Source organism: Pedococcus sp. P2_E5 (assembly GCF_056403895.1).
The window spans coordinates 37,238-63,750 of sequence record NZ_JBFUEP010000023.1; the positions used below are offsets into that span (position 1 = coordinate 37,238).

At 66.7% G+C, this 26,513-nt stretch carries 25 protein-coding genes and 1 tRNA gene; 22 read left to right on the forward strand and 4 right to left on the reverse strand.

The genetic code is table 11. The features are described 5' to 3' along the window. Nucleotides 1–108: 108 nt before the first annotated feature. Together AC1DVZ_RS09610 and AC1DVZ_RS09615 are read left to right on the forward strand one after the other, a co-directional pair. Nucleotides 109–2,274: a hypothetical protein gene (locus AC1DVZ_RS09610; RefSeq protein ID WP_477617963.1), complete on the forward strand. Its 2,166-nt coding sequence runs from the start codon at nucleotides 109–111 to the stop codon at nucleotides 2,272–2,274. 244 nt (nucleotides 2,275–2,518) lie between these two features. After that, nucleotides 2,519–3,496 carry a serine/threonine-protein kinase gene (locus AC1DVZ_RS09615; RefSeq protein WP_477617964.1) on the forward strand — a complete coding sequence of 326 codons (978 nt, stop codon included), beginning with the start codon at nucleotides 2,519–2,521 and terminating at the stop codon, nucleotides 3,494–3,496. Nucleotides 3,497–3,601: 105 nt separating this feature from the next. Here AC1DVZ_RS09615 and AC1DVZ_RS09620 read toward each other — a convergent pair whose 3' ends face one another. Next, nucleotides 3,602–4,102: a YajQ family cyclic di-GMP-binding protein gene (locus AC1DVZ_RS09620; protein ID WP_477617965.1), complete on the reverse strand. Its 501-nt coding sequence runs from the start codon at nucleotides 4,100–4,102 to the stop codon at nucleotides 3,602–3,604. Between the two features lie 101 nt (nucleotides 4,103–4,203). On the opposite strand from AC1DVZ_RS09620, the gene AC1DVZ_RS09625 reads away from it, so the two are divergent. After that, nucleotides 4,204–4,287 (forward strand) — tRNA-Tyr (locus tag AC1DVZ_RS09625). Between the two features lie 602 nt (nucleotides 4,288–4,889). Continuing rightward, nucleotides 4,890–5,891: a LacI family DNA-binding transcriptional regulator gene (locus AC1DVZ_RS09630; protein WP_477617966.1), complete on the forward strand. Its 1,002-nt coding sequence runs from the start codon at nucleotides 4,890–4,892 to the stop codon at nucleotides 5,889–5,891. A gap of 347 nt (nucleotides 5,892–6,238) precedes the next feature. On the opposite strand, the gene AC1DVZ_RS09635 is transcribed toward AC1DVZ_RS09630, so the two are convergent. Then, the gene (locus AC1DVZ_RS09635) at nucleotides 6,239–7,264 is read right to left on the reverse strand and encodes a LacI family DNA-binding transcriptional regulator (RefSeq protein ID WP_477617967.1); all 1,026 of its coding nucleotides are present in this window, start codon (nucleotides 7,262–7,264) and stop codon (nucleotides 6,239–6,241) included. A 378-nt stretch (nucleotides 7,265–7,642) separates the two neighbouring features. Between AC1DVZ_RS09635 and AC1DVZ_RS09640 the strand changes: the two genes are divergently transcribed. From AC1DVZ_RS09640 to AC1DVZ_RS09665, 6 genes are all read left to right on the forward strand, one after another. After that, entirely contained in the window at nucleotides 7,643–8,932 is a 1,290-nt protein-coding gene (locus tag AC1DVZ_RS09640; RefSeq protein WP_477617968.1) for an ABC transporter substrate-binding protein, read from the forward strand. Nucleotides 8,933–9,067: 135 nt separating this feature from the next. Continuing rightward, nucleotides 9,068–10,015: a carbohydrate ABC transporter permease gene (locus tag AC1DVZ_RS09645; RefSeq protein ID WP_477617969.1), complete on the forward strand. Its 948-nt coding sequence runs from the start codon at nucleotides 9,068–9,070 to the stop codon at nucleotides 10,013–10,015. 2 nt (nucleotides 10,016–10,017) lie between these two features. Then, a complete protein-coding gene (locus AC1DVZ_RS09650) occupies nucleotides 10,018–10,938 on the forward strand; it encodes a carbohydrate ABC transporter permease (protein ID WP_477617970.1) in 921 nt (306 codons plus the stop codon). A 7-nt stretch (nucleotides 10,939–10,945) separates the two neighbouring features. Continuing rightward, nucleotides 10,946–12,175: a glycoside hydrolase family 32 protein gene (locus tag AC1DVZ_RS09655; protein ID WP_477617971.1), complete on the forward strand. Its 1,230-nt coding sequence runs from the start codon at nucleotides 10,946–10,948 to the stop codon at nucleotides 12,173–12,175. A gap of 62 nt (nucleotides 12,176–12,237) precedes the next feature. After that, on the forward strand, nucleotides 12,238–12,405 hold the full coding sequence (locus AC1DVZ_RS09660; protein ID WP_477617987.1) for a LacI family DNA-binding transcriptional regulator: 168 nt from the start codon (nucleotides 12,238–12,240) through the stop codon (nucleotides 12,403–12,405). Between the two features lie 47 nt (nucleotides 12,406–12,452). Then, complete coding sequence (locus AC1DVZ_RS09665) at nucleotides 12,453–13,523, forward strand: glycosyl hydrolase family 32 (RefSeq protein ID WP_477617972.1); 1,071 nt, start codon at nucleotides 12,453–12,455, stop codon at nucleotides 13,521–13,523. A gap of 597 nt (nucleotides 13,524–14,120) precedes the next feature. Here AC1DVZ_RS09665 and AC1DVZ_RS09670 read toward each other — a convergent pair. Continuing rightward, on the reverse strand, nucleotides 14,121–14,849 hold the full coding sequence (locus AC1DVZ_RS09670) for a FadR/GntR family transcriptional regulator (RefSeq protein ID WP_477617973.1): 729 nt from the start codon (nucleotides 14,847–14,849) through the stop codon (nucleotides 14,121–14,123). Between the two features lie 157 nt (nucleotides 14,850–15,006). Here AC1DVZ_RS09670 and AC1DVZ_RS09675 point away from each other — a divergent pair, with 157 nt between their 5' ends. The 4 genes from AC1DVZ_RS09675 to AC1DVZ_RS09690 are packed head-to-tail and all read left to right on the forward strand — an operon-like array spanning nucleotide 15,007 to nucleotide 18,441. Beyond that, the gene (locus AC1DVZ_RS09675; RefSeq protein ID WP_477617974.1) at nucleotides 15,007–15,855 is read left to right on the forward strand and encodes a fumarylacetoacetate hydrolase family protein; all 849 of its coding nucleotides are present in this window, start codon (nucleotides 15,007–15,009) and stop codon (nucleotides 15,853–15,855) included. After that, on the forward strand, nucleotides 15,855–16,619 hold the full coding sequence (locus tag AC1DVZ_RS09680; RefSeq protein WP_477617975.1) for an SDR family NAD(P)-dependent oxidoreductase: 765 nt from the start codon (nucleotides 15,855–15,857) through the stop codon (nucleotides 16,617–16,619). Before AC1DVZ_RS09675 ends, AC1DVZ_RS09680 begins: the two co-directional genes overlap by 1 nt. Beyond that, the gene (locus AC1DVZ_RS09685) at nucleotides 16,616–17,467 is read left to right on the forward strand and encodes an amidohydrolase family protein (protein WP_477617976.1); all 852 of its coding nucleotides are present in this window, start codon (nucleotides 16,616–16,618) and stop codon (nucleotides 17,465–17,467) included. Before AC1DVZ_RS09680 ends, AC1DVZ_RS09685 begins: the two co-directional genes overlap by 4 nt. Next, nucleotides 17,464–18,441 (forward strand): aldo/keto reductase, encoded by a 978-nt coding sequence (locus tag AC1DVZ_RS09690; RefSeq protein ID WP_477617977.1) that lies wholly within the window; start codon nucleotides 17,464–17,466, stop codon nucleotides 18,439–18,441. Before AC1DVZ_RS09685 ends, AC1DVZ_RS09690 begins: the two co-directional genes overlap by 4 nt. Before the next feature lie 5 nt (nucleotides 18,442–18,446). On the opposite strand, the gene AC1DVZ_RS09695 is transcribed toward AC1DVZ_RS09690, so the two are convergent. Continuing rightward, the gene (locus tag AC1DVZ_RS09695) at nucleotides 18,447–19,208 is read right to left on the reverse strand and encodes a FadR/GntR family transcriptional regulator (protein WP_477617978.1); all 762 of its coding nucleotides are present in this window, start codon (nucleotides 19,206–19,208) and stop codon (nucleotides 18,447–18,449) included. Nucleotides 19,209–19,356: 148 nt separating this feature from the next. Here AC1DVZ_RS09695 and AC1DVZ_RS09700 point away from each other — a divergent pair, with 148 nt between their 5' ends. From AC1DVZ_RS09700 to AC1DVZ_RS09735, 8 genes are all read left to right on the forward strand, one after another. Next, a complete protein-coding gene (locus tag AC1DVZ_RS09700) occupies nucleotides 19,357–20,760 on the forward strand; it encodes an ABC transporter substrate-binding protein (protein WP_477617979.1) in 1,404 nt (467 codons plus the stop codon). A gap of 4 nt (nucleotides 20,761–20,764) precedes the next feature. Further along, nucleotides 20,765–21,676 (forward strand): carbohydrate ABC transporter permease, encoded by a 912-nt coding sequence (locus AC1DVZ_RS09705; RefSeq protein WP_477617980.1) that lies wholly within the window; start codon nucleotides 20,765–20,767, stop codon nucleotides 21,674–21,676. Between the two features lie 10 nt (nucleotides 21,677–21,686). Then, nucleotides 21,687–22,631, forward strand: a complete 945-nt coding sequence (locus AC1DVZ_RS09710; RefSeq protein ID WP_477617981.1) for a carbohydrate ABC transporter permease — start codon at nucleotides 21,687–21,689, stop codon at nucleotides 22,629–22,631. 1 nt (nucleotide 22,632) lies between these two features. Continuing rightward, nucleotides 22,633–23,769, forward strand: coding sequence for a mandelate racemase/muconate lactonizing enzyme family protein (locus AC1DVZ_RS09715; RefSeq protein WP_477617982.1), 1,137 nt, complete (start codon nucleotides 22,633–22,635; stop codon nucleotides 23,767–23,769). A gap of 28 nt (nucleotides 23,770–23,797) precedes the next feature. Continuing rightward, a complete protein-coding gene (gene deoC, locus AC1DVZ_RS09720) occupies nucleotides 23,798–24,496 on the forward strand; it encodes a deoxyribose-phosphate aldolase (RefSeq protein WP_477617983.1) in 699 nt (232 codons plus the stop codon). Next, the gene (locus AC1DVZ_RS09725) at nucleotides 24,486–25,448 is read left to right on the forward strand and encodes a ribokinase (RefSeq protein WP_477617984.1); all 963 of its coding nucleotides are present in this window, start codon (nucleotides 24,486–24,488) and stop codon (nucleotides 25,446–25,448) included. Before deoC ends, AC1DVZ_RS09725 begins: the two co-directional genes overlap by 11 nt. Continuing rightward, the gene (gene rbsD, locus AC1DVZ_RS09730; RefSeq protein ID WP_477617985.1) at nucleotides 25,445–25,942 is read left to right on the forward strand and encodes a D-ribose pyranase; all 498 of its coding nucleotides are present in this window, start codon (nucleotides 25,445–25,447) and stop codon (nucleotides 25,940–25,942) included. The genes AC1DVZ_RS09725 and rbsD overlap by 4 nt, the downstream gene beginning before the upstream one ends. Nucleotides 25,943–26,158: 216 nt before the next feature. Beyond that, nucleotides 26,159–26,513, forward strand: a 355-nt coding sequence (locus tag AC1DVZ_RS09735) for a hemerythrin domain-containing protein (protein ID WP_477617986.1), incomplete at its 3' end; no start/stop codon positions are given.

Here is a 26,513-nt window from a genome sequence, read left to right on the forward strand (position 1 = left end):
GGCGGCGGCCGGTAGGTAAGAAGTTGGTCTAAACCGCCCGCACCACTCGGCTCCACTGCTATGTTCCGCCCGATTTGTTCACACACACCGGCGGAAGGCACGCGGCTCATGCGCGCAGCATTCGGGCGGGTCGGGGGGATCGTGCTGGCGGCTGCGCTGGCCACCGGGGTCCTTGCCGCACCCGCGCAAGCAGAACCATCGACCATCTCGGGGACGATCACGGCGGCAGCCACGGGCGAGAGCCTGCAGGGGTGCGTCAGCGTCTACGACCTTGGGTACACCTTCATCGCCTCGGGCTGCACCGACGAGAGCGGTCAGTGGACGGCTGAGGGAGTGGAGACGGGAGTCGGCTACAAGGTCGAGGCCTACGCGTTCGACTCGCTCTACAAGGGGCAGTGGAGCGGCGGGGCGACCACGTTCGAGGACGCCGCGGTCGTCGAGGCCCCGACCCACCTCGACTTCCCCCTCGAGTACTCGCGCGAGGTCGGGGACTCGACCCTGTCCGGGACGATCACCGCCGAGGACACGGGCGCCCCGCTCCAGGCGTGTGTGACGCTGGCCGACGAGACCGACGCCTACGTCACCTCGACGTGCAGCGCGGAGGACGGCACCTGGACGGTGGATGGCCTGGTCGCCGGCGCCGGCTACAAGGTCGAGTTCGAGGCCTATGACGACGTGCACGTGGGCGAGTGGGCCAACGACGCCACGTCCTACGCGGATGCTGACCTGATCACCGCGCCCGCCATCGTGGACGCAGCCCTCGCCACCRGCGGGCACCTCCGCGGGACGCTCACCCGGGCGGACGGGCAGCCCGCCGAGTGGGCCAGCGTCGCGGTCTCGAGCTCCAGCGACGACGGCTACACCGCCGCGTTCGCGTCGACCGACCAGGACGGCGCCTGGAGCGCCTTGGTGCGGCCCGGGGAGTACGTCGTCAACTTCGACTCATGGCCCGCGAACCAGTGGGCCTTCGGGAAGACGTCGCGCGACGACGCGGCGCACTTCACCGTCGCGGCGGGCGACACCGTGCAGGTGGACGACCAGTTCCTCGCCGCCGCGCAGGTCGAGGGCGTGGTGCGCAGCGCCGCCACCCAGGCCCCGATCGACGGCGCGTGCGTGACCGTCTACGCGCCGGGCGACGACCCGGACAACCTCATGTGGGCGGGGGAGGGGTGCACCGACGAATCGGGTCACTACTCCGTCGACGTGAGCAGCACCGGCAGCTTCATCGCCGAGTTCACCGACCCGCTGGGCAGGTACGTCTCGGAGTTCACCGGGGACACCCGGGTCCTCGGTGACGCCGCGACCTTCACGGTCGAGCGCGGATCCCCCGCCACAGTGGGCGCTGCCCTCGCCACGGGTGCGACCATCTCGGGGAAGGTCGTCGACGCCAAGACCGGGACCGCGCTGGCCGAGGTCTGCCCCCACGCCTTCGCCGGCCGGACCGGCGGCGTGGTCCGCGGTGAGGTGCCCACCTGTTCCGGGCCCGACGGCCAGTGGGCCGTGAAGGGCCTTCCGCAGGGCACGTACGCGCTGTCGTTCCAGCAGGTCACGCAGGACTCGCCCTACTCGCTCAGCTGGGCCTTCAAGGCCACGTCGCAGGCGACGGCAGACCTCGTCGCCGTCGGCGCCGGCCAGGTCGAGAAGGTTCGCAACGTCCAGCTGAAGCCGGGCGGCACGATCACGGGTCGGATCACCGACTACCGCGGGCTGCCCGTGGTCGGCGCCTGGGTGAGCCCGGACAGCGGCTACTCCGGTCGGGCCGGTGGACCTGTCGTCCCGCCCTATGCGCAGACCGACGAGGACGGGCGGTACACGATCCACGGGGTGCCGGCCGGGCAGCACACGGTGTTCGTGGAGCCGCAGCACGAGTCAGGGCTCGCCCCTCTGTGGTCGGGCAACGCGGACGACGCGTCGGCCGCCGTGCCGCTGCGGGTCAGGGCGCTGAAGCCCACGAGCTACGACGCGATCCTCCAGCCCGGTGCCCAGATCACCGGCAGCGTCGTCACCGCGGACGGGCAGCCGACCACGGACTACTGGGTCGGCCTGATCTGGACGACGTCCGGCGACTACATCGGTGACTTCGACGTCTACAACGGGAACACCTTCAGCTCGACGTACCTGCCACCGGGCGACTTCACCCTGGCGTTGACCCGCTACACCGAGGACGGCCAGGGCGAGACGGTCTGGTACGACTCGGCAACCTCCGAGGCCGACGCCACCACGGTGTCGCTGGACCGTGGCGAGCAGCGGGAGATCACGATCCACCTCCCCTGAGGCGACGACCCACGACGGGTATGCCGCCGTCCCCGGCTCGGGGACGGCGGCATACCTCTGCGTGGGGCCTGTGAGCCTGCGGAATCGAAGGACACGCGGCGTCGGTGCAGGTCAGAGGGCTGATTGCCGGACGCGCAGGGGCGCACTGCGGCCGTTTCGGGGCTACCATCGCAGGTGGCGAGGGCTTTTGCGATGTCAGCTGACGTTCACCTCCGTCTACGGAGGTACGGGTGGATTACCCAGGATGAACCGACTCGACGAAGGCGACACACTCGGCGGTCGTTACGTGCTCGGTGCACGGATCGCATCCGGCGGCATGGCGGACGTCTGGGCCGGCACGGACACGGTGCTGCAGCGCACCGTGGCCGTGAAGGTCATGCGCCCCGACACCGGACACGAGGAGCTCTTCGCCCTCCGGTTCCGTGACGAGGCCGTGCACTCGGCAGCCTTGCTGCACACCAACATCGCGACCTTGTTCGACTACGGCGAGGACGACGGCCTGGCCTTCCTCGTCATGGAGCTGGTCAAGGGTGAGCCGCTGTCCCTGCTGCTCAAGCGCCGCGCCCCGCTCGACCCCGCGGAGGTGCGCTCCCTCATCGGACAGGCCGCCCTCGCCCTCGGCGTCGCTCACGAGGCGCGGGTGATCCACCGCGACGTGAAGCCGGCCAACATCCTCGTGCGTCCCGACGGGCTCGTGAAGCTCACGGACTTCGGGATCGCGCGGGCGCTCGACGCCGCTGGTCACACCAGGGCGGGCGAGATGCTCGGCACGCCGGACTACCTCAGCCCGGAGCAGGCGCTGGGCCAGGCCGCGACCGGGGCCAGCGACCTCTACGCCCTCGGGGTGGTTGCGCACGAGATGCTTTCGGGGAGTAGGCCGTTCGACAGGGGGACTCCCGTCGCGACGGCTCTCAGCCATGTCAACGAACCACCCCCGCCACTGCCCGACGGCGTCCCCGACGACCTCGCGTCACTCGTGCGGGACTGCCTGGCGAAGAGCCCGGCTGACCGTCCCGCCAACGCCCGCGAGGTCGCCTCGCGCGTCGGCATCGGCGACCACGAGATGGCGGGGCTCTCGCTGGGTCTGGCCAGCGCGCTCGACAGCTGGTCCGAGGACGACTCACCCAACACCGACGGTTCGGTCATCCGCTTCCCCGACCTCGGTGGCCCGACCATGGCCATGGAGACCGGCACGGACACGGCCCAACCCGGCAGCGCCTAGCGCCGCACGACCCAGCGCGACCACCGCAGAGAGGTATGCCGCCGTCCCCGACTGGGGGACGGCGGCATACCTGTTGCTCCGGGAGGGCGCCCTCGGGCGCCGATGTCAGCGGTAGTTGGTGAACTGGATCGCGAAGTCCAGGTCGTCCTTGCCCTTGAGGAGTGCCTGCACGGCCTGGAGGTCGTCACGCGACTTGCTGGTGACGCGCAGCTCGTCGCCCTGGATCTGGGACTTGACCGACTTGGGGCCCTCGTCGCGGATGATCTTGCCGACCTTCTTGGCGTTCTCCTGCGAGATGCCTTCCTGCAGGCCGAGCTCGAGGCGGTACTCCTTGCCGGAGAGCTGGGGGCCGCGCTCGGGGATGTCGAGGTGCTTGAGCGAGACCTTGCGCTTGACCAGCCAGGTCTGGAAGACGTCGAGGACGGCGTTGGCGCGCTCCTCGGTGTTGGCCTTGATGATCACCTTGTCCTCGCCGCTGGCCTCGATGGAGGCGCCGACGTTCTTGAAGTCGTAGCGCGTCGCCACCTCGCGCGAGGCGCTGTTGAGGGCGTTGGCGACCTCCTGGTGGTCGATCTTGCTGACGATGTCGAACGAGCTGTCGGCCATGGTGGCGTGTCCTTCCTGGGCGTCACGCGGCGGCCGCGGGCTTGGGCGGCTACCGGTTTCGGCATTCGTGGGTGTCCTTGCTATCCTTCCACGCGCACCACGGCAGGTTGCCCGAGCGGCCAATGGGAGTGGACTGTAAATCCATCGCGAAAGCTTCGAAGGTTCGAATCCTTCACCTGCCACCACGTGCAACAGAGGGCGCCTGACCCGCGGAAACGCGGGTCGGGCGTCCTCTACTGTTACCCGGTAGGGGTATGCCACGCAGGAAGACTTACGGCCACTTCGTCAGGCTTCTGACCTGCGGAAACGCTGTGTCCGTTTTGGCGTGCAAAGGCGGCTGCCCTGACCGCAGGCCTGCTCATCCACCAGACGCTGGGGAGGCGTGGTCAGGTGGTCCGTGCTGCAACGCGGGCTACCGGAAGGCTTGGGTATAGCGCCCTAGGGGCGTGTGAACCCTTTCGACATCGTCTGGGTCGGGATGTACGAGGTGGGGCATCCTGACCGGCGAAAATCCTGTTCCGCAAGTACGTGGCGAGGTCCGCATGCCCAAACTCAAAGAGACGCCCGCGCGAAGACCGGGTCTGTCGAGGGTCACCACCTGGGCGCAGGCCCAGACACTCTAAGCCCATAGATGACGATTGGCCCGTGATCGAGCGCCTAAATCTGGGTCTGGACAGGAAGCAATCTAAGCCCTTAGCATCGTTCACGAGATGCATGATGGCGACCGGTCTGGAGGACGATGATGCCGAGGTCATCGAAACGTCCACGCAGTGTGACGTTGGCCGATGTGGCCCGCTTCGCGGGTGTAAGCACGGCGGTCGTTAGCTACGTCGTCAACGATGGTCCGCGGCCTGTTGCCCCAGAGACAGCGAAGCGCGTTCGCGAGGCCATCGAATTCCTCGGCTACCGGCCGAATACCCAGGCCAGGGCGCTAAGCACCGGCTCAACAGGAATTATCGGCGTCATCCACCAAGGCACGGCCAACCCCTTCTTCGGCGAGTTCAACGACATCGTGTATGAAGCGGCAAACGACGCTGGGGTAGAGCTCCTGACGGCCAACTCGGCTGGTCGGCCCGAGACTGAATTCGAGCTCATAGAACGCCTAGCCGGACGCAACGTGGACGGCATCATTTCGATGACCTGTCTGGCGCGAAAAGACGTCTCCAGACTTCGCAGTCCAGGAGTTCCGCTGTTGTTCGTCAACTGCCCGTTCGCCATCCCAGGCTTCCGCACCATGGGGCCAGACTCAACAGCTGGGACCACTGAGGCGGTCCTGCACCTGCTCACGACGCATCGGCACCCTGAAGTGGCTCTCATTGCCGGCAGAGCTTCCTCGGCCGAGCCAGACGATCGCGAGGTGGGGTGGCGCGAGGCACATCGCCTGCACGGCGCGGAGCTGGGACCGGTGGTGCGGGCGAGGTACACGCCGGACGGCGGCTATGAAGCGGCAGCCCAACTGCTGTCCCGACCCCGTGTCCCAACCGCGATCTTCGTCAGTTCTGACATCCAGGCCATCGGCGTTCTCCATGCGATCCACGATCGCGGACTCGATGTGCCTGGACAGATCGCCGTCGTCAGCTTCGACGGCATCTCAGAGGCGGCTCACACCTGGCCGCCGCTGACACTTGTGCGCCAGCCAGTTCGGTCCATGGCCAGCGCGGCAGTCAAGTTCATCCTTGATGGATCTGCTGACGAGGGCGCCAACAATCACACCCTCTTCCAGACCGACCTCATCATCCGCCGGTCATGCGGTTGCTCTCACCCCACCACTGCACCCGACGACACCTAGAAGGTCCGGTGGAGACCCGAGCCACGGAACGCCGACCATGAGCAGGACAGCCTTGGCGACGGTCTCGAACAGCTTCATCCACTCCGGGAGACGAATACGCGCCCGGCAAGTTCGTAGCGCCTGCAAGGCGCCATCCAGCCATGCACAGGTCCAGAGGAGAAAACATGTTCACTTGGACACCCCCGGGAGGGACGAAGGTGGCAGCCACCATTGCCTTTGACCTGACCTCGTGCGCCGGACTTGTGGCCATGGCGATCTGTGACTCAGGGACTCGGCTCTTTGGCAGCAGGAAGCTCCTGGACGCCTCGACGGTCACCGACCCCAAGGGTGTTGACGACGCAGGCATTTCACGGCCGCGGCGCCGTAATGGATTGGCGAACTTGTATCGGCATCTCGATGAAATGGCTACCCGGGGTAGCGTCGGGGTCCATCAGCTGTGTCATTGCTCGCCGTCCCATCTGCTCATACGGGAGCCGGGCTGTGGTCAGGCCGGGACGCATGTACGAGGCGAGTTCGTCGTCGTCGAACGAGGCGATGGACACATCGTGCGGAACCATCACGCCGCGTTCCGTCAGAGCCTGGTGCGCGCCGAAGGCGACGCGATCGTTGAGACACATCAGGGCGGTGAACTTCACACCCGACTCGAGGATGCTCTTGGTGGCGTCGTAGCCATTCCACGGCTCCCACATTTCGAACTCGGCCGTGACGACGGGCGCAACCCCGGCCTCGTCGAGTGCTCGGTAGATACCCGCGAACCGGTTGCCGATCGTGGCCGAGATGAGGGGCGAGTCGATGGCCTTCGGGGCATATCCCACGATGCCGATCCCGTCGCGGTGGCCCGCATCGAGCAACAACCTGGCCATGCGGTACCCGGCCTCCTGTTCCGCGGGAAGAACGGCCGAGTGAGCCGTGGCGCTCGTGGCGTTTGCGGTGACCGCCCGGATGCCTTCGGGCAGCTCCGGCAGCTCAAGCAGCCGCGCCGTGAGCGACCCGAAAACGATTCCGTCGACCTGGCGATCAATCATGAACTCGAGCGCCTTATCCAACTGCTTGGGGTGCTCGCCGGTCTCCGCGATCAGGACCCCGTGGTCATGCTCGTCCGCCACGTCCAGCAGACCCCGGATCATGGCCGACGCGTAGCGGGTGACGGTCACCTCGTCCGAGATGAACCCGACCGTATGCGTCCTGCCCATCCTGAGGGACCGGGCGGCGGGGTTGGGCCGGTAGTTCAGCTCGCGCGCCGCTGCCTGAATCCGCTCCACGGCCTCCGCGGACAACCGCGACCCGGGACGGTTGTTGAGCGCCAAGCTGACGGCCGTCTTGGACATGCCCGCGCGTGCTGCCACGTCGGCCAGCGTGACCCGCTTCTGCATTTGTCCACCCCTCGATAGCTGGCGACCCGTTCGGTCATCAGTCTCCTGATAGTACCGGTCTGCGAATCCAGGCCGCTCATATAGATGCACGTAGAAAGGTTTTAGCAGCCTCTTGTGAGGACCCACAGTGGCTGCTAGCATCACCTTGCTGAATCCATTTAGCAAGCAAAGGATCCCACACCAAGGGAACCTTCGGCAGCCCCAACGACGAGGCCGTGGCCCGCACTTTTCGTCGCTGAGGCCCGGCTCGAACATTGCTCATCCTCGCGATCGAGTCGACCCGACTGTGGGCTCGCCCACTGCCAAGACAGACGCCGGTGCGCCTTCATCCCGGCTCTGAACACCCTCATCTGCCCATGGACCCCTCGGAGGACTCCCGTGAAGCTCAACCCCATCAAGCGCATCGCCGTCGGCTTGCTCGTCGCCGCGCTCCCACTGTCACTGACCGCCTGCGCCAAGGGCGGCAGCTCCAGCGGTGGCGGCAACGGCGAACTGACCATGTGGACCCACAACGCCGGCAACAAGGAAGAGCTCGCCGCGATCACCAAGATCGTCGACGACTACAACGCCAGCCAGACCAAGTACAAGGTGAAGGTCCAGGCCTTCCCGCAGGACTCCTACAACCAGTCCGTCGTCGCCGCAGCCGCCTCGAAGAAGCTGCCCTGCATCCTGGACATCGACGGCCCCAACGTCCCCAACTGGGCATGGGCCGGCTACCTCGCACCCCTCGAAGGCCTGGACGGCACACTCTCCAAGTTCCTGCCCAGCGTGCTCGGCAAGTACAACGGCAAGACCTTCTCCTACGGGTACTACGACGTGGCCCTCGTGATGGTCACCCGCAAGACCATCCTCGACAAAAACGGCATCCGGGTCCCCACCATCGAACAGCCCTGGACCAAGGACGAGTTCACGGCCGCGCTCCAGAAGCTGAAGGCATCTGGGAAGTACCAGAACCCCCTCGACATCGCGACGAGCTTCACGGGCGAGTGGTGGCCGTACGCCTACTCGCCGATGCTGCAGAGCTTCGGCGGTGACCTCGTCAACCGGACCGACTACAAGTCGGCGGACGGAACCCTGAACGGCGACAAGGCGGTCGAGTGGGCCAAGTGGTTCCGAGGCCTGGTCACCGACGGACTGGTGCCGCTCAAGTCGGGCGCCGACCCCGCCAAGGACTTCGTCAACGGCAAGACCGCCATCCTGTACAACGGCACCTGGACAGCGACCGACACCCGCAAGGCCTTCGGCGCCGACACCCTGTTCCTGCCGCCGCCGGACCTCGGCAACGGCCCCAAGATCGGCGGCGGCTCGTGGCAGTGGGGCGTCTCGACCGGCTGCGCTGAGAAGGCCGGTGCGCAGGACTACATGAAGTTCGCCGCCCAGGACAAGTACGTCGCCTCGGTAGCAGCGGGAACCAAGAACATCCCGGCGACGGATGCAGCCGCTGCCACCGTGCCGGGCTACCAGGCCGGCGGTGAGAACGACATCTTCCGTCAGTACGCCAAGAAGTACGCGGTGCTTCGTCCCATCACCCCCGGCTACCCGTTCATCGCGACGGAGTTCACCAAGACCGCGCAGGACATCCTGACCGGTGCCGACCCCAAGAAGGCGCTCGACCAGGCCGTCAAGGACATCGACGCCAACCAGAAGGGCAACGGCTACTTCAAGTAAGGCCACAAGAGGACCCGGTATGCCGCGGGCGAGTGTCCCACCCCGCGGCATACCGACCTCACGGCCCGACTCAGCCTCGGCCCGACATCAACCCGAACGTGCGTGACCCGTTGTGCCCATCAAAGGAGACGGACAATGACGACCATCTCGACGCCTCGAGCCGCCAAGGGCGGGAATCCGGCGGCGACCGGCAAGCCGGCGGCGACAGGCAAGCCTCGACGGCCCGGGCAGGCGACCGGCACCGCAGTGCTCATGCTGCTGCCCGCTGCCGTCCTGTTGATCACCTTCCTGCTGATCCCGATCGGCCTCACCTTCGTGCTCGCCTTCACCGACGCGAGACTGATCTCTCCCAGGCCCGCCCAGTTCACCGGCCTGGACAACCTCACCCGTCTCTTCGAAGACGAGACCTTCTGGAAGTCGCTGCGCAACACGATCATCTTCGCGATCATCATCGTGCCGTTGCAGTCCGCCTGCGCGCTCGGGCTGGCCTTGTTGGTCAATGTCAAGATGCGTGGGGTCAACTTCTTCCGGACCGTGTACTTCCTTCCGGTCGTCACCTCCATGGTGGTCGTGTCGATGCTGTGGCTGTTCCTCTACCAGAAGAACGGCCTCATCAACCAAGCACTGTCGAACTTCGGGATCGCCGGGCCGGACTGGCTGGGCGACCCGCACACCGCGCTCATCGCCATCATCCTCATGTCCGCCTGGCAGGCCATGGGCTTCCACATGGTCATCTGGCTCTCCGGCCTCCAGACGATCCCGGGCGACCTGTACGAGGCCGCCGACCTCGACGGCGCCGGAACGTGGCAGAAGTTCCGCTACGTGACCTGGCCGGGACTCCGGGCGACCCGGACCTTCATCCTCATCACCATCACCATCTCGGCGTTCTCGCTGTTCACCCAGGTCAACATCATGACCGAAGGAGGACCCCTGGACTCGACCTCCACGCTCGTGCTCATGGCGGTCCGGACCGGGTTCCAGCAGCAACAGACGGGCTATGCCTCCGCGATCTCGCTGGCCTTCTTCGTGCTCGTCCTCGCAGTCACTCTTGTCAACCGTTACCTCACTCGTGAGAAGGCCTGACCATGACCACCCTGCCCCACGTCGCCGAGACGGCGGCCCCCGCAACCCACCGCCCCGACCAGGGCCCCAACCGGATCAGCGTCGCCCTCGGCGTCCTCCTTCGGGCGGCCCTGTGCCTGGTGTTCGGCCTGCCCCTGGTGTTCATGATCATCTCCAGCTTCAAACCCGACACCCAGATCTTCGCCGACCTCACCGGCCCGAAGGCGTTCCTGCCCGTCGGTGACCTGTCCCTGGACAACTACACGGGAGTCTTCAACCGGGTCCCCTTCGCCCAGTTCATGATGAACTCGATCCTCATCACAGTCGTCACCGTGGTGCTCGGGCTCATCGTCAACTCGATGGCGGCCTTCTCATTGGCCCGGATCAAGTTCCGCGGCGGATCCTTCGTCCTCGGGATCATCCTCGCGACCCTGATCGTGCCGTTCGAGACCCTGGCCCTGCCGTTGCTGTGGTGGTCCAACAAGCTGCCCTTCTTCGGACCGGGCGGCTTCAGCCAAGGATGGTTGGACACCTATCAGGTGCAGATCGTCCCGTTCATCGCCAACGCCTTCTCGATGTTCCTCTTCTACCAGTACTTCGACAGCATCCCCAAGGAGCTGGACGAGGCTGCCATGGTTGACGGGGCGAGCTGGTTCCGCATCTACCGCAGCATCATCATGCCGCTGTCAGGCCCAGCCATCGCCACGGTCGCGATCCTGACGTTCCTGCCGATGTGGAACCAGTACCTGTGGCCGCTGATGTCCGTCCAGTCCGAGGAACTTCGGCCAGTGATGGTCGGCATCGGCTACTTCAAGCAGCTCAACGTCGCCTGGGGGCAGATCATGGCGTACGCGACCATGATCACCGTCCCGGTGCTGATGCTGTTCATCGCCTTCCAGCGATCGTTCATCAACTCGATCGCTTCCTCCGGCGTGAAGGGCTGAGAACGGAGTGAGCCACGCAAAGAATGGGCGACCAGCCTTTCACTTCACACCCCGACAGGGTTGGCTCAACGACCCACACGGGGTCGTCTTCCATGACGGGAAATTCCACCTGTTTCACCAAGCCCTTCCTGAGCGGGTGTCATGGAGTCCCGAGATCAGCTGGGGGCACGCGACCAGCCTCGACCTGATGAACTGGATGCCCGAGGCGACCGCGCTCGAGCCTGCCCCCGATGAGATCGGATGTTGGACGGGAACCCTCTGCTTCTCTCTGGACGGGCAGCCACTGATCCTCTATACCTCGGCGCGGGAACCAAATCTGGATGTGGCGGATGTGCGAGCCGCGTTCCCAGTCGATGAGGCGTGGCAACGGTGGACGAACGGGGACCGCGTAGAGCTTCCGCTCGATGTGGAAACGCGCAAGCGGATCGCCGTCTTCCGGGACCCGTCAGTGCGGCGGGAGAAGGATCATTGGCGGATGGTGGTCGGCGCCGGGTATGTCGACGGGCGCCCCGCAGTCCTCAGCTGGGTGTCCAAGGACCTGACCACCTGGGCATTCGACGGCGAGCTCGCGGTCGGAGTCCTCAGAAACGACGGACCCTGGCTCGGCACCGCCTGGGAATGTCCACACCTGGTCAGGGTCGACGGGCATGACGTCCTGTTCGTCGGCTCCTGGAAGGACGGCATCACGGGCGAGGTACTGGCTGCCGTCGGACAGCTTCAGGACGGTCGGTTCGAGAGCACCGAATGGACACAGATCACGCACGGAGGGGGCCATTACGCCGCGACAGCGTTCCTCGACGCCGACAACCTCCCATGCGCCATCTTCTGGATCCGGGGAGTAGCCGACCTGGACGCCGGCTGGGCTGGCGCCCTCAGCATCCCCTACCGGCTCTCGGTCGTCGACGGCGTGCTGCATCTTCGACCACACCCCAACGCGATGGACGCGTTCCGAGCCCACGGCGCTGACCCTGACGTCACCTTGCTCGAGGTTGACGAGATCGACGGGTTCCACCACAACGGTGTCGAAGTAAAGTCCGGCCGCGACGAGCTGGTGGTCAGCGTCGGGTCAACGCACCTGCGCATCCCATCAGCGCGTGACAAGCCTGCTGAGACGCTGACAGTCATCGTCGACGGTCCCGTCCTGGAGGTGTGCACGGGGACCTCAATCGCCGGAGCGCAATTGCCCGCGCCGGCAGCCCTGCCCGTGTCCCCAACCAACCCCGACGGCATGCCGTGATCCCGGAGCTCGACTCAAGCGCCGGCACCGGGCCCGGGCCCGGGCCGCCGACGGTCAAGGATGTGGCGCGCGTCGCCGGAGTCAGCACCGCGACGGTCTCGCGCGTCGTGAATGGCAACGCACACGTCAGCGAGGCGGCCCGAACCGCTGTGATTCGCGCTATCAAAACGCTCGGGTACGAACGCAACGAGGCTGCAGCGTCGGTCAGGCGTATGCGCAACGGGCGCTGACCCATGTCATTACCCGAAGTTCGGGTCAAGGCATTGGAAGCCCCGGAATGTCGCTCGGCCGTAGCGAAGAACGAAGGAGACCATTCGTGTTTCGACTCCCGGAGTCATGGGTGTGGGACTTCTGGCTCGTCGACGACGGACAGAAGTACCACATGTTCTTCCTCTTCGCCTCGAGGGCCTTGAAGGATCCAGACGCCAGGCATGACCGCGCCTCCATCGGGCATGCCGTGTCGGGGGACCTCCGCAACTGGACGCGAGTTGAGGATGCGCTCGTGCGAAGCGACGCGCCAGCATTCGATGACCTCGCCACCTGGACCGGGTCGGTCGTCAGGCATCCAGATGGTCGGTGGTTCATGTTCTACACCGGCTCGACGCGACCTCCGGCCGGCAGCAACATCCAAGCTATCGGCTTCGCCACCAGTGCCGATCTGATCCACTGGGACAAGGGTTCCGGTCCGGTGTTGTCAACAGACGACCGATGGTACGAGACGCTTGCCGCGGGGCGTTGGCACGACGAGGCATTCCGCGACCCCTGGGTGTTTCCAGATCCGGAGGGCACCGGATGGCACATGCTGATCACGGCTCGGGCGGCGTCAGGTCCGCCGGACTACTTCGACCGAGGGGTCATCGGCCACGGTTGGTCCGCGGACCTCACAGCCTGGGAACTGCGTGCCCCACTCACGGAGCCGGGCCAGGGCTTCGGCCACCTCGAAGTCCTCAACCTCGTGGACTTCGATGGCGCTCACTTCGTCACGTTCAGCTGCGTGGCACAGGACGCCGCACGGTGGCGCCGCGCGTCGGGCACCACGGGTGGAGTGTGGGCAGCAAGGGCCGAAACGCCGTTGGGTCCGTACGACATCGAAGGTGCACAGTTGCTGACCACCGATGAGCTGTACGTCGGCCGGTTCATTCGCGACCGAACCTCCGGCGACATGATGTTCCTCGCGTTCATCAACCGAGTCGACGACGTCTTCATCGGCGCCGTCACTGACCCGATGAAGTGCGTGCTGAAGGACGGACGCATTTGGTTCGTCGACAGCGACGGCGCCCATCATGAGAAGCACCCACGTCCAACTGGCTCTTTTCCAGCAGCCTTGGCAGCGGAATGCCGCACGTAGCTGGGGCGACTGTGGCAAGCCCGTTCGTGGCTACTCGGCTGCTCCAGAAAGTCACAGGGGACCCATGGCACGAGCCTGTCTGGTCCTCATCCAACGCTGGGAGTGTGTCCGGCTGGCGTCGACTGGCTTCGGGGGCCGTCGAGTGGCTGTGGGGAAGTCGCGGCGGAGTTCGTTGGTGAGCCGTGAAGCCGAAGGTGGGCGGGCGGCATACCTCGGTCTGTAAATCCATCGCGAAAGCTTCGAAGGTTCGAATCCTTCACCTGCCACCACGTGCACAGAGGGCGTCTGACCTGCGGAAAACGCGAGTCGGGCGCCCTCTTTTTGCCCGGTAGGGGTATGTGTCGCCGGAAGGTTTGCGGGGTCTTCGGTAGGCCTGTGGTCTGCGGAAAGGCCATGGCCGATCGTGGCTGCGGGGAATGGGCGGGGAATCTGGGGTCCGACGGCCGTGACAGTCGGACTCCTGCCGTCGTGGACCTGCGCAGAGGAGGCCTGGGGGAAGACGACCTCGTGCCCGAGCCGCTCCGAAACCATGACCGTCGCGCGGCGCACATCGGGAACCGGACATCCCCAGGCAGGTGACGAACGGGGCGACCTGCACTACTTCTCCCTAGCGGGGCGCCTGCGCTGCCACGACTCAAGGATGTGTTCGTCCATTGCCTGCTCGGCCGCTTCTGCGTCACCGGCCAGAACTGCCTCGTGAATCCGCTGGTGGGCCTCGTTGGTCAACCGAATGTGCTCCCTGGAGGGGTCGCCGACGAAGCGCATGCTGCGATAGGCCTCGACGGTGACGGTGTGGATCATGGCTCGCCCCAGACGATTTCGCGAGGCGGCCATGATCGCGTCATGGAAGGCCACATCAGCCGTCAAGTAGGCCGTGGCGTCGTCGATGCTGTCGTCGAGCGCAATCATGCACTGGGTGATTGCAGCTCGGTCCGCCTCCGTGGCATTGGTGGCGGCCTGGCCGGCCATCTGGGCTTCCAACGCCCGGCGAACGTCGACCAGGTCCTCCAGGATCGAGTTGCCAGCGTCGTGGCGAACAACGGCCGACAGCACCGTGTGGTTCAACAGGTCCCAGTCGGCCAGCGGGCGGACTCGCGTCCCCTGACCCTGCTGGACCGTGACCAGGCGCATCGCCTCGAGTGCCTTCACCGCTTCGCGCACGACGGTTCGGCTCACACCGAAGGTCTCGCACAGCACCGGTTCGGTGGGCAGGCTGTCGCCTGTGACCAGTTCGTCGCTCACAATCCGGTCGACCAGTTCCTCGACCACCGCGGTGGCGAGACGACGAGGCCGGCGTGGCCACGGCGAGGACAGGATTGCGCTCATGGCCGCAGCATAACCAGAAACGCGCCTTGACAGAATACGTATGACGAATAATGATTAGCCCCGTCGAGAGCGTGTCATCTGCCGGGTCCACCGCGACCCGCACCAGCACACCCACCGCGCGGCCTGTGCCACGCTGTGGGCAAGGAAGGCAGTACCCATGAAGTTGGCACGCATCGGGGCCGCCGGCGCAGAGCGCCCCGCTGTCCAGGACGAGGCGGGGGCGTGGCGCGACCTCAGCACCGTCATCGGCGACCTGGATGGCACCGCCCTGTCCGGGGATCTCCACGCGACCGTGGGGCGGGCACTGTCCGCCGGCGATCTGCCCGTGATCGACGGGTCCACGCGGTTCGGCCCCCCGCTGGCAAGGATCGGGAAGATCGTCTGTGTCGGACTCAACTACCGCGACCACGCCGCCGAGACCGGTGCCGCCGTCCCGAGCGAGCCCGTGCTGTTCATGAAGGCTCCCGACACGGTGGTGGGGCCAGACGACGAGGTCCTTGTTCCGCGAGCCTCGTCGAAGACCGACTGGGAGGTGGAGCTCGCAGTCGTGATCGGCCGCGAGGCGGCCTACCTCGAGAGCCCCGCCTCCGCAGCCGAGCACATCGCGGGCTACGCCATCAGCCACGACGTCTCCGAGCGCGAGTTCCAGATCGAACGCGGCGGGCAATGGGACAAGGGAAAGAACTGCGCGACGTTCAACCCGTTCGGCCCCTGGCTTGTGACCCCCGACGAGGTGGCCGATCCTCAGGCGCTCACCCTCCGGCTCTGGGTCAACGACGAGCTCAAGCAGGACGGCAAGACCTCAGACATGGTCTACGGGGCCCACTTCCTCGTCCACTACATCAGCCAGTTCATGACGCTCTACCCCGGTGACGTGATCAACACGGGCACCCCTGCCGGGGTCGCCCTCGGCGTGCCGGGCACGCCCTACCTCAGGGCCGGGGACGTCGTCGAGCTCGAGATCGACGGCCTGGGTCGCCAGCGCCAGACCTTCGGAGCCGCGTGATGACTGCAACTGGAGAATTCGCGGGCCTCAAGGCACTCGTCACCGGCGGAGCCTCGGGTATCGGCTTGGCCATCGCCGACCTGCTGACTGACCGCGGTGCGGCGGTCGCCGTGCTGGACCGAGACATCAGCCCGGTGGCCGGGGGCCGGCGCCTCGCCGTCGCAGCCGATGTCAGTGACGACGCCGCGGTCCGGGCAGCGGTGACGGAGGCTGTCACCACCCTTGGGGGACTCGACATCGTCGTGAACAACGCCGGCATCGGCGCCCAGGGCGGCGTCGATGGCAACGACGACGCGGAGTGGCTCAGGGTGCTGGACATCAACGTCCTCGGCATCGTGCGCGTGACTCGCGCCGCACTGCCAAGTCTGCGCGAGTCGGACCACGCGGCCATCGTCAACATCTCCTCCATCGCCGCCACGGCCGGCCTGCCCAACCGGGCGGTCTACTCAGCCAGCAAGGGCGCCGTCCTGTCCCTGACGCTCGCCATGGCGGCGGACCTGTTGCCCGAGGGCATCCGGGTCAACGCGGTGAACCCCGGCACGGCCGACACCCCGTGGGTGCAACGCCTGCTCAGCTCGGCCGATGACCCTGCCGCAGAGCGAGCAGCGCTGGAGGCCAGGCAGCCCCACGGGCGACTGGTCACCCCGGAGGAGATCGCACACGCCGTCGCATACTTCGTCTCCCCCTTGGCCGGCTCGACAACCGGCACCACCTTGGCCGTGGACGGCGGGATGGACCGGCTTCGACTGCGACCCCGGTCGTGACCACAGCGACCACCGAGCGCATCGACGCCCACCACCACCTCTGGGACCTCGACGTTCGGCCCCAAGGATGGACGACGACCTTTCCAGGGATCGACCGAACCTTCACGATCGGCGAGCTCGAGCCGCAACTGCTTGCAGCCCGCGTCAGCGGGACCGTGCTTGTCGAGACGATCAACGTCGCGGCAGAGACCGCCGAGCTCCTGGCCCTGGCCGCCAACACTCCAGTCGTCCGCGGCGTCGTCGGGTGGGTCGACCTGACCTCGCCGGATGTGTCGGAGCGGATCGCCGAGCTCAGGTCCTCGCCGGGTGGTGAGCATCTGGTGGGGCTGCGACACCAGGCGCAGGGCGAGGCCGACCCGCTGTGGCTGAACCGCAAGGACGTGCGGCGAGGGTTGGCGGCCGTGGGCCAGGCGGGGCTCGCCTTCGACCTCCTCATCCACGAGAACCAGCTCCCCGCCGCGATCGAGACTGCCCGACGGGCCCCGGAGGTCCGGTTCGTCCTGAGCCACCTCGGCAAGCCGTCGATCGCGACGGGTGACCTCGAGCCGTGGTCCACCCACCTGGCCGACCTCGCGACATCCGAGAACGTGGCCTGCAAACTGTCCGGGATGGTCACGGAAGCGTCCCCGACATGGTCGGTCGCCGACCTCGAGCCGTATGCCGCCCACGCGCTCGCGGTCTTCGGTCCTGGCCGGATGATGGCGGGCTCCGACTGGCCCGTCTGCCTCATTCGCGCCGACTATGCGACGGTGTGGAGCGCGAACGAACAGCTTGTCGCCCAGCTCTCGCCGGGCGAGCAGCAGGCGGTGCTCGGGGGCACCACGACGACCTGGTACGGCCTGCCATGACCAACCTCGAAAGGCGACGGCTGGGGGCGACCGACGTCGAGGTGACCACACTGGGCTTCGGGGGTGCCAACCTCGGGAACTTGTATCGAGCCGTCGGGGACGAACAGGCCAGCGCGGTGGTGAATACGTCGTGGGACAACGGAATTCGCTACTTCGACACCGCCCCCCACTACGGCCTCGGGCTGTCTGAGCGCCGCCTGGGAGCGGCGTTGGTTGATCGGCCGCGCGCCGAGTACGTTCTCTCCACCAAGGTCGGGCGCCTGCTGGTTTCCAACGAGAACGCCACGGGGTCCGACATGGCCCACCAGTTCGACGTCGCCGACGACCTGCGCCGTGAACTGGACTACTCGGGCCCAGGTGTACGCCGCAGCCTGGAGGAGAGCCTCGAGCGGCTGGGCGTCGACCACGTCGATGTCGCGTATGTGCACGACCCCGACGACTTCACGCAGGAAGTTCTCGACGGAGCGCTGCCCGAACTGGTGCGCATGCGCGACGAAGGCATCGTGAGGGCGGTCGGCGTAGGCATGAACCAGTGGCAGGGGCCGCTCCGGTTCGTGCAGGAGAGCGAGCTGGACGTCGTCATGGTGGCGGGCAGATGGACCTTGCTCGACCGCACCGGTGCACCCCTGCTCGACGCTTGCCTCGAGCGTGGGGTCAGCGTCGTGAGTGCTGCGCCGTTCAACTCCGGCCTGCTGGCACGAGCCGATCCCCGCGCAGAATCGCACTTCAACTACGAAACCCCTGATGCACGCCTCCTGCAGGCAGCTCGTGACCTCGCCGCCCTCGCGCGGGAACACGGCTGCACCCTTCCCCAGGTCGCCCTCCAGTTCCCCCTCAGGCACGCAGCTGTCGCGAGCGTCGTCGCCGGGCTGGGCAAGCCCGACCACGCCGAATCTGCCGTCCGGTGGCTGTCACGGCCCGTGCCCGAGGCGTTTTGGGACGACGCCGACGCCATCGTCGAAGGGCTTCTCTGACTCCATCAGTCGGCGGCGCTGGTGCCGCGCGAGTCGGCGGCGACCGGCCGGCGGCGCTCCCAGGACCCGAGGATGTGCGCCCGCATCGCCAGCCCCGCGCGGGCGCCGTCGCGGTGCTCCAGGGCGTCGAGGATGGCCCGGTGCTCGGCCAGCGTGATGTCGATGTTGGCCTGGGTCGCCGAGCCGTGGTACCGACCGGTGGTTCGGGCCTGGTCGTGGATGCTGGTGACGATGGCTCGCCCCAGCCGGTTCCCGGACAAGGTCATCACGGCGTCGTGGAACCGAACGTCGGCCCGGGCGAACGCTGGGGCATCGTTGGAGCTCTCCGTCATCTCCTCGTAGGCCAGCCGCAGGGTGCTGAGATCGGCAGCCTGCTGACCTCTGCAAGCCTCCTCCGCCATGGCCATCTCCAGCGCGGCCCGGACTGACACGAGGTCATCAAGGATTCCGAGCGACTCGTCGTACTTGACCATGGCGCTCAGGACAACCTCGTCGATGAGGTCCCACGAGTCCATGGCTCGCACGACGGTCCCGACCCCCTGACGGCTCGACAGCAGCCCCTTGGACTGCAGCGTCTTCACCGACTCGCGGATCACCGTCCGCGAGACGCCGAGCTGCTCCCCGAGCTCGGCCTCGGAGGGCAGAATCGTGCCGACCTGCAGGGCTCCGCTGACGATCTGGTCCACCAGGGTCGCGATGACCACGGTGCCCAGGCTGGAGCGCTGAGCCTGAGCCGGAGCGGTCCATCTCCCGTCATCGGTCGTCATCGTGCAGCCTCCTCCTGATCGCGCGTAGTGCCTTAGCGGGATAGTAATAGCATCAGCCTATTGCATGATCATCATATGTATGACATCTTAAGAATCAGCCAACGCGGCACCAGGCCGCCGAAGACCTGATCGATGAAGGAGTCATCCCATGGGTATCGGAATGCGGAGCGCCTCAGCCGGCACGACGACAGCGGCCAGCCGGGCGCAGCGGGCGGTCGTTGCGGCGGCCGCCCTGTCCTGCGCGCTGGCCCTGACCGCCTGCGCCGGCGGGCAGAGCGTGGGCGGAACCAAGAACACCGCGGATGCCGGGAGTCCCTTCGGCTTCAAGACCGCAGCGCAGGACGAGAAGGCCGAGATCACTGTGTGGGTCGACTCGACGCGCCAGCCGGTCGCCGAGGCGTATGTCGCGGCGCACCCGGACGTCAAGGTCAAGATCGTCGCCTACGACGGCAATGCCAACGGGTCGAACTCGTTCAAGACCAAGACGCAGCTGTTCGACCGCGCCGGCTCCGGCTGGCCTGACGTCGCGTTCACAACGGACAACAGCTCAGCTGCCTGGGGTTCGCAGGGCGGCACTGGCGCCCTCGCCCCCGTCAACAAGGGGCTGGTGCCCGCCGCGACGCTCGACGGGTACTCCAAGGGCGCGCTCGATGTGTGCACCCTGGACGGCGTGGCCTACTGCCTCCGCAATGATCTGGCTCAGAATGTTCTCTGGTACAACAAGAAGCTGATGGACGAGTGGGGCTACTCCGTCCCCAAGACATGGGCGGAGTACGAGCAGCTCGGGAACAAGGTGTCCGCGGAGCACCCGGGATACCTGGTCGGCACCGCCGGTGACGCCTGGGCGCCTGAGATCTACATGTGGGCCGCGCAGTGCCCCGCCAACCAGGTCGACGGGCCCACCAAGCTCACGGTCAACACGGGCGACCCCAACTGTGTGAAGGCAGCCAAGCTCCTCGACGGCCTGATCGCCAACAAGTCCATGTCGACCCTGTCGCTGTTCGGCCCCGAGTTCGCCAAGACCAAGGCTGACAAGGTGCTCATGCTCCCCGGCCCGTCGTGGTACGGCGGCGCCGTCTTCCAAGGCACGCTCAAGACGCCGAAGGGTGAGCTCGCGGTTGCCCCTCCGCTGGCGTGGGACGCCGGTACTGCGGCGACGGGCAACGTCGGGGGCGGCGCGTGGTGGGTCTCGGCCCACAGCAAGAACCTCAAGGCGGCGGCCGACTTCGCAACCTGGGTCACGAGCCAGTCCGCCGTCGGGGGCACGCTCCTGCCTACGTACCCGGCATACAGTCAGGCGGCCACGGCGTGGCTGGCCGAGACGCAGAAGAGCGGGTACTACGCCGGTGACATAGCTCCTGCCCTCCAGCAGGCAGCCGGGCAGGTTTGGTCCGGCTGGGGCTCGCCGTCCTTCAGCCAGGAAGCGATCTGGGCCAAGGTCGTCCAGGCGGGTATGACCAAGGGCGAGACCATCGAGTCTCTGCTCCCCGCGTGGCAGAAGCAGATCGAGAACGAAGCCAAGATCCTCGGCTACCAGGTCAAGACCAGCTGACATCATGGCCATCCCCACTGCAACGATCCCCGGGAGCCGGCCCGCCGCCGGCTCCCGGGGGAACGGCAAGGCCGGGTACCTGTTCGTGGCGCCGTTCGCCATCCTGTTCATGTTCTTCGGGGTCATCCCGGTGCTCTACTCGCTCTACCTTGCGTTCACCACCGGGTCGGGGGGTTTCGCGGGCCTGTCCAACTTCACCAAGGCTGCCACCGACTTCCGGTTCCTCCCGGCCGTGGGCCACGTCGCAGCATTCGTCGCAATCTGGCTCCTGCTCCTGTCCGTCTTCGTCGTGACTCTGACCTTGGTCATGAACCGTTTGGCGCGACGTCGGACCAAGACCTTCGTCCGGTTCGCCTACTACATCCCAGGCGCCCTGGCGGGTGCCTCGAGTGTCCTGCTGTGGCTGTTCCTCCTGGACCCCACGGTGAGCCCGGTGGCCTGGGTGCTCAAGGCCACGGGTTCCGACACGTTCCAGCAGGTCGTGGCCCCCGGACACCTGCCGGTGATCTTCGCTCTCATCGCCTTCTGGACGGGTGCTGGCGGCTGGATCCTGGTGCTCTACGGCGCCCTGAACACGATTCCCACGGAGGTCATCGAGGCCGCCAAGGTCGACGGGTGCGGTCCTGTCCGGAGCGCATTGCAGATCGAGCTGCCGATGATCCGCAAGTCGGTCGTCTACATGCTGATCCTCTCTCTGGCCGCGGGAACGCAGCTGTTCGTGGAACCCCAGCTCGTCTCGCAGGCCAGCTTCGGCGTCGTTCCCAACGACTACAGCGTCAACCAGCTCGCCTACATCTATGCCTTCGGTCAGAACGACTTCAACGGATCAGCGGCCATCTCGATCATGTTGCTGGTCGTCGCGGCACTCGCAGCGGGTCTCTTCGTCGCCCGCGGCCGACTCTTCGAGACGGACTGAGGGAGACGTCATGACAACCACCACGACACGGCCCAATCGACTCCAAGCCCGCCGGGTGGCATACCGGAGAGCAGGCAAACCACCCACCTCCGGCACTTTCGCCGGCCGGGCGCTGATGGCGATCGTGCTCGGCGTGTTCGCCTTGTTCTTCCTCGTGCCCGTCATCTGGCTCTTCCTGGCGGCCACCAAGAACTCGGGCGAACTGGTCAACGACGGACCCTTCAGCCTCGGGAGCCTGTCCGCGCTGCGCGACAACTGGAACGCCTTGATGTCGTTCCAGGACGGGGCCATCAGGACCTGGATGACCAACTCGGTTCTCTACGCGGGCTTGGCCCTGGTCCTGACCCTGTTCGTGAGCGTCCCTGCCGGCTACGCCTTGGCAAAGATGCGGTTTCGCGGCCGGCGGCTGCTCCTGGTCGCGACCCTCGTCGTGATGCTCATGCCTGCGACCTCGCTCGTGCTGCCCATCTTCCTCGAGATCAACTACGTCAGCCTCGTCAACACACCCCTGTCGGTCGTCCTGCCCTACTCGTTCTTCCCGTTCGGCGTCTACCTGGCCTACATCTACTTCTCCACAGCCATGCCCAGCGAGCTGCTCGAGGCGGCCAAGATCGACGGCTGTGGGGAACTGCGGACCTTCACATCGATCGTGCTGCCCCTCTCCACGCCGGTGGTGGCCTTGGTGGGCTTCTTCAGCTTCGTGCAGAACTGGAACAACTTCTTCCTGCCCTACGTGATGCTGCCAGGCAGCGATGCCTACCCCATGCAGGTCGGACTGACGCAGATGCTCGCCTCGACACCCAACTTCAACCCTGTCGTGGGTGCCAACGCAGCCGTGAGCCCCCCAGAGCTCGTGCTGGCCACGCTCGTGTCCGTCGCGCCGGTGCTCGTGGTCTTCCTGATCGCCCAGCGGTTCCTCGTCACCGGCCTGACCGCCGGCGCGACGAAGGGCTGACATGAAGATCACTGGATACCGCAGCCTCACGACCTACCACCGGTGGGGGCGCTCTGTCGGTGACGCGAACGGGTTCATCCCGGACGCGGTGACCGAGGTGCCCATCTTGATCGTCGAGACCGACGAAGGGGTCGAGGGTGTCGGCCTCGGGGCACATCGCGATGTGGACCGCGTGTTCGCGGCCGTCGAAGGCGAGGACCCGCGCGCGGTGGTCTCCCTCTACGACCGGATGCTGCGGCAGGTGTTCAAGGCCGGGCACCAGGGCGCGACGTTCGGAGCCGTCGGCGCTCTCGACATGGCGCTGTGGGACCTCAAGGCCAAGCTCGCCGGAGAACCATTGTGGCGCCTGCTCGGGGGCAGGGATCGGTTCGTTCCGGGCTACGCCTCGGGGCTCGACGCGGGTCTGGGCGACGACGAGCTGGTCGAGGTGTACGAGTCCTTCGCTGCCCGAGGCTTCACGGCCGCGAAGGTCAAGGGGGGGCTCGATCCAGCTCGCGACCTCGCCCGCCTCCGACTGGTGCGCGACGTCTTGTCCCGAGGCAATGCCTCGCCCGCGCTCATGCTCGACGCCAACGAGGTCTGGCAGCCCAAGGAAGCGATCCGCCACGTCGCCATGCTCGAGGAAAACCTCGACCTCACGTGGGTCGAGGAGCCCGTGCGGCGCTGGGATGCCGAGGGTCATCGCCTCGTCCGTCGTGGCATCAAGGCCGCAGTCGCGACCGGGGAGAACCTCACGGGCCTCGAGCAGTACCGACCCCTGCTCGCGGCCCAGGGGGTCGACATCGTGCAGGCCGGCAGTGTCTGGGGGATCACCCACTTCCTGCGGGTGGCCGCCGTCGCCCACGCGTACGACCTCCCAGTCAGTCCGGTGGGCTACCACACGAATCCCTTGGCGGCAGCATCAACGGCGCTGCCCAACGTCATCGCCATCGAGGTGCAGAACCTCGAGGAGCCACTCGGCCTCAGCGTCGACCACACCGTTGCCGACGGGGGCCTGGTCCTCGGCGACCAGCCAGGAAGCGGACTCGTCGTTGACGAGGCCACCATCGGCGCCCCCGCCGGAGTCCCGTGGTCCACCGCCAACGGCCCCCACGTCCGCTCCGACCGGGCCGGCCTCCGGCTGACCCAGCCCACGTGACTCAATCCATCACCGAAAAGGACCACTCATGATCGACTTTGCCGACTCCAAGGCTGTCGCCAAGGCCATCCAGTACACCAACGTCAACCCTGACCTCACCCGCGACGGAGTGCTCGAGCACCTGCGGACCGCGCGGGAGTACGGGTTCGACGCCGCCATGATCGCGCCGGTCTGGGTTTCCCTGGGCAAGGAGGTGCTGGCAGGGTCCGACGTCAAGGTCGCCTCGACCCTGAACTTCCCCATGGCCAACGACACCCTTGGTATGCGGCTCGCGGCCCTGCGGGAGCTGGCCAAGGCCGGGGCTGACGAGTTCGACTTCCCGCCCCACCCCGGCTACCTGCTGGGTGGCCAGGTCGACGAGTACACCCGCGACATGAACGAGATCGTCAAGGCCGCGCATGACGAGGGCATGAAGGTCAAGGCGATGCTCGAGTTCGGCTATCTCGACGAGGAGCAGAAGGTGCTCGCGACGCGAATCGCCTACGAGGCCGGCATCGACTGGGTGAAGCAGTCCAGTGGCTGGGGTGTGGGCGGCTGCGCCGCAACCGTGGAAGATGTGGCCCTCCTCAAGGCGAACATCGAACCGCCCTGCCGCGTCAAGGTCTCCGGCAAGGTCAACTCGCTGGAGAAGATGCAGGCCATGTTCGAGGCGGGGGCCGAGCTCGTGGGCACCAGCTCGGCACCGCAGATCGTCGATGGGCTGGTGGGTGACGTCGATGCCTACTGAGGATGCCAAAGGCGCCCGGGTGGCCGTCGTCGGGAGCTACGCCAAGGCGATCGTCATCACGGCCGACCGGATCCCCACCACTGGCGAGACCTTGGTCGGCAGGGACTACCGACAGACCTTTGGTGGCAAGGGATCTGACATGGCGGTGCAGGCGGCGCGACTGGGGGCAGCCGTCGATTTCATCGGAGTCGTGGGCGACGATCCCTTCGGTCGGGAGTTCCTGGACCTACTGGCTGAGGAGGGGGTCACGACCACACACGTCAGGGTGACGCCGGACCAGCCCACGGGTGTCGGCCTGATCATCAAGGACGAAGCGGGGCACAACATCATCGTCATCGACCCCGGCGCGAATGCCCTTTTCTCGACCGACGACGTGGTGGCGGCTACGGCTTCGCTTCGCGAGGCACGGGTCGCCCTGGCGCAGCTGGAGATCCCGCTGGCAACAGCCCTCGCCGGCCTGGCGGCCGCCAAGCAGGCGGGTGGCCTCACCGTGCTCAACCCTGCACCTGCCGTGCCGTTGGCCGCCGTGCTGCCCCCCGGTGGTCTGGCCGGCGTTGACGTCATCACCCCCAACGAGACGGAGGCACGAGTGCTTCTCGGTCTGGATCCCCACAGCAGTGCGGACAACCGGCTCATCGCGGACCGCCTGCTTGCCATGGGAGTGGGCGCGGTGGTGATCACCAGGGGTGAGCACGGCGTCGATCTGTTCACCCCTGACGACCAGGTCCACGTGGCGCCGCACCAGGTGGACGTCGTGGACTCCAACGGAGCCGGTGACAGCTTCAATGCTGGACTCGCCGTTGCGCTCGCCGAAGGCCGGGAGCTCGTCGAGTCGGTGCGATTCGCAAACGCTGTCGCTGCCCTGTGCTGCGAGGGCTGGGAAACCGTTCCCTCCTACCGCGACCGGACAACGGTCGACGCCTTCCTCGCCGAGGCCGGAGTGCGGCGATGAAGGGCGGCGCCTTGCTCCACCCCGAGCTGGCTCGAGCACTGGCCACTCTCGGCCACACAGACACCATCCTCGTCACCGATGCCGGGTTCCCGATCCCGGCCGATGCCCACCGGATCGACCTCGGGCTTCGCCCGGGGCTGGTCGACGTGCGCGACGTGCTGCGGGTCGTCCTCGACCAGGTCTACGTCGAGGAGGCGGTCTTCGCACCGGAGCTCAAGTCGCACCATCCGAGGCTCTACCGAGAGGTGCAGGAGATCTTCACCGGATCCGGTGCGACGTTCAGCTCGGCCAGCCACGAGCTCCTCTGCAGCGACTATGCCCCTCGGGCCAAGTTCGTGATCAGGTCGGGCTCCTTCGAGCCGTGGGCCAACTTCTCCTTGGTCGCCAGCACCGACCCCTTCGCCTGGTTTGCTGACGACGAAGTGGAGATCCTCCCGGCCTACGTCGAACGGCGAGAGCGAATCCAGCTGAGGCACGTACCCGACCTCCCCTGAGAGACCTGCAGCGCGCCACCTGCCATGACATTCCCATGCTTGAGGTGTCCGACTGAGGCCGTCGGGCTTCGGTTGGCGTCGAGCGTTTGTGGCGAACTCGCGGAACTAGCTGGTCCCAGGCCCGTCGTCTGCGGGTCGACGTCGCCTAGGGTCGGGGAAACGGGTCCGACCCCGTAGAGGGATGGAGCCATGTGCCACTACTGCGGGTGTCGAGAGATGCCTCTGATCCGGGACTACATCGCCGAGCACGAGCGGGCGATCAACCTCGGTGGCGACGCGGTGCGCGCCATCGACCGCGGTGAGCTGGCCGAGGCGAGTGAGCTTCTGCGCTTGATGGGCGCCGAGCTGCGGTCCCACTGGCAGGGCGAGGAGAACGGCCTGTTCGCCGTGATGGGTCGCGACCCCCTGGTGGCGGAGCACATCGGTCCATTGGCGCGGGAGCACCGCGAGCTGGAGGACCTGCTTGTCACCGTGGACCTGGCTGATCCGRCCGACCAGGAACGCATCCGGAGTGCGGTCTCCGAGCTGCACGAACACATCGCGAAGGAAGAGGACGGCCTCTTCCCTGCGT

What these genes read in the sequence shown, in the direction of transcription:
- AC1DVZ_RS09615 (WP_477617964.1), top strand. Translation starts at nt 2,519, where the DNA reads ATGAACCGACTCGACGAAGGCGACACACTCGGCGGTCGTTACGTGCTC.
- AC1DVZ_RS09620 (WP_477617965.1), bottom strand. Translation starts at nt 4,102, where the DNA reads ATGGCCGACAGCTCGTTCGACATCGTCAGCAAGATCGACCACCAGGAG.
- AC1DVZ_RS09635 (WP_477617967.1), bottom strand. Translation starts at nt 7,264, where the DNA reads ATGCAGAAGCGGGTCACGCTGGCCGACGTGGCAGCACGCGCGGGCATG.
- AC1DVZ_RS09645 (WP_477617969.1), top strand. Translation starts at nt 9,068, where the DNA reads ATGACGACCATCTCGACGCCTCGAGCCGCCAAGGGCGGGAATCCGGCG.
- AC1DVZ_RS09650 (WP_477617970.1), top strand. Translation starts at nt 10,018, where the DNA reads ATGACCACCCTGCCCCACGTCGCCGAGACGGCGGCCCCCGCAACCCAC.
- AC1DVZ_RS09665 (WP_477617972.1), top strand. Translation starts at nt 12,453, where the DNA reads ATGTCGCTCGGCCGTAGCGAAGAACGAAGGAGACCATTCGTGTTTCGA.
- AC1DVZ_RS09670 (WP_477617973.1), bottom strand. Translation starts at nt 14,849, where the DNA reads ATGAGCGCAATCCTGTCCTCGCCGTGGCCACGCCGGCCTCGTCGTCTC.
- AC1DVZ_RS09675 (WP_477617974.1), top strand. Translation starts at nt 15,007, where the DNA reads ATGAAGTTGGCACGCATCGGGGCCGCCGGCGCAGAGCGCCCCGCTGTC.
- AC1DVZ_RS09680 (WP_477617975.1), top strand. Translation starts at nt 15,855, where the DNA reads ATGACTGCAACTGGAGAATTCGCGGGCCTCAAGGCACTCGTCACCGGC.
- AC1DVZ_RS09690 (WP_477617977.1), top strand. Translation starts at nt 17,464, where the DNA reads ATGACCAACCTCGAAAGGCGACGGCTGGGGGCGACCGACGTCGAGGTG.
- AC1DVZ_RS09695 (WP_477617978.1), bottom strand. Translation starts at nt 19,208, where the DNA reads ATGACGACCGATGACGGGAGATGGACCGCTCCGGCTCAGGCTCAGCGC.
- AC1DVZ_RS09700 (WP_477617979.1), top strand. Translation starts at nt 19,357, where the DNA reads ATGGGTATCGGAATGCGGAGCGCCTCAGCCGGCACGACGACAGCGGCC.
- AC1DVZ_RS09705 (WP_477617980.1), top strand. Translation starts at nt 20,765, where the DNA reads ATGGCCATCCCCACTGCAACGATCCCCGGGAGCCGGCCCGCCGCCGGC.
- AC1DVZ_RS09710 (WP_477617981.1), top strand. Translation starts at nt 21,687, where the DNA reads ATGACAACCACCACGACACGGCCCAATCGACTCCAAGCCCGCCGGGTG.
- AC1DVZ_RS09715 (WP_477617982.1), top strand. Translation starts at nt 22,633, where the DNA reads ATGAAGATCACTGGATACCGCAGCCTCACGACCTACCACCGGTGGGGG.
- deoC (WP_477617983.1), top strand. Translation starts at nt 23,798, where the DNA reads ATGATCGACTTTGCCGACTCCAAGGCTGTCGCCAAGGCCATCCAGTAC.
- AC1DVZ_RS09725 (WP_477617984.1), top strand. Translation starts at nt 24,486, where the DNA reads ATGCCTACTGAGGATGCCAAAGGCGCCCGGGTGGCCGTCGTCGGGAGC.
- rbsD (WP_477617985.1), top strand. Translation starts at nt 25,445, where the DNA reads ATGAAGGGCGGCGCCTTGCTCCACCCCGAGCTGGCTCGAGCACTGGCC.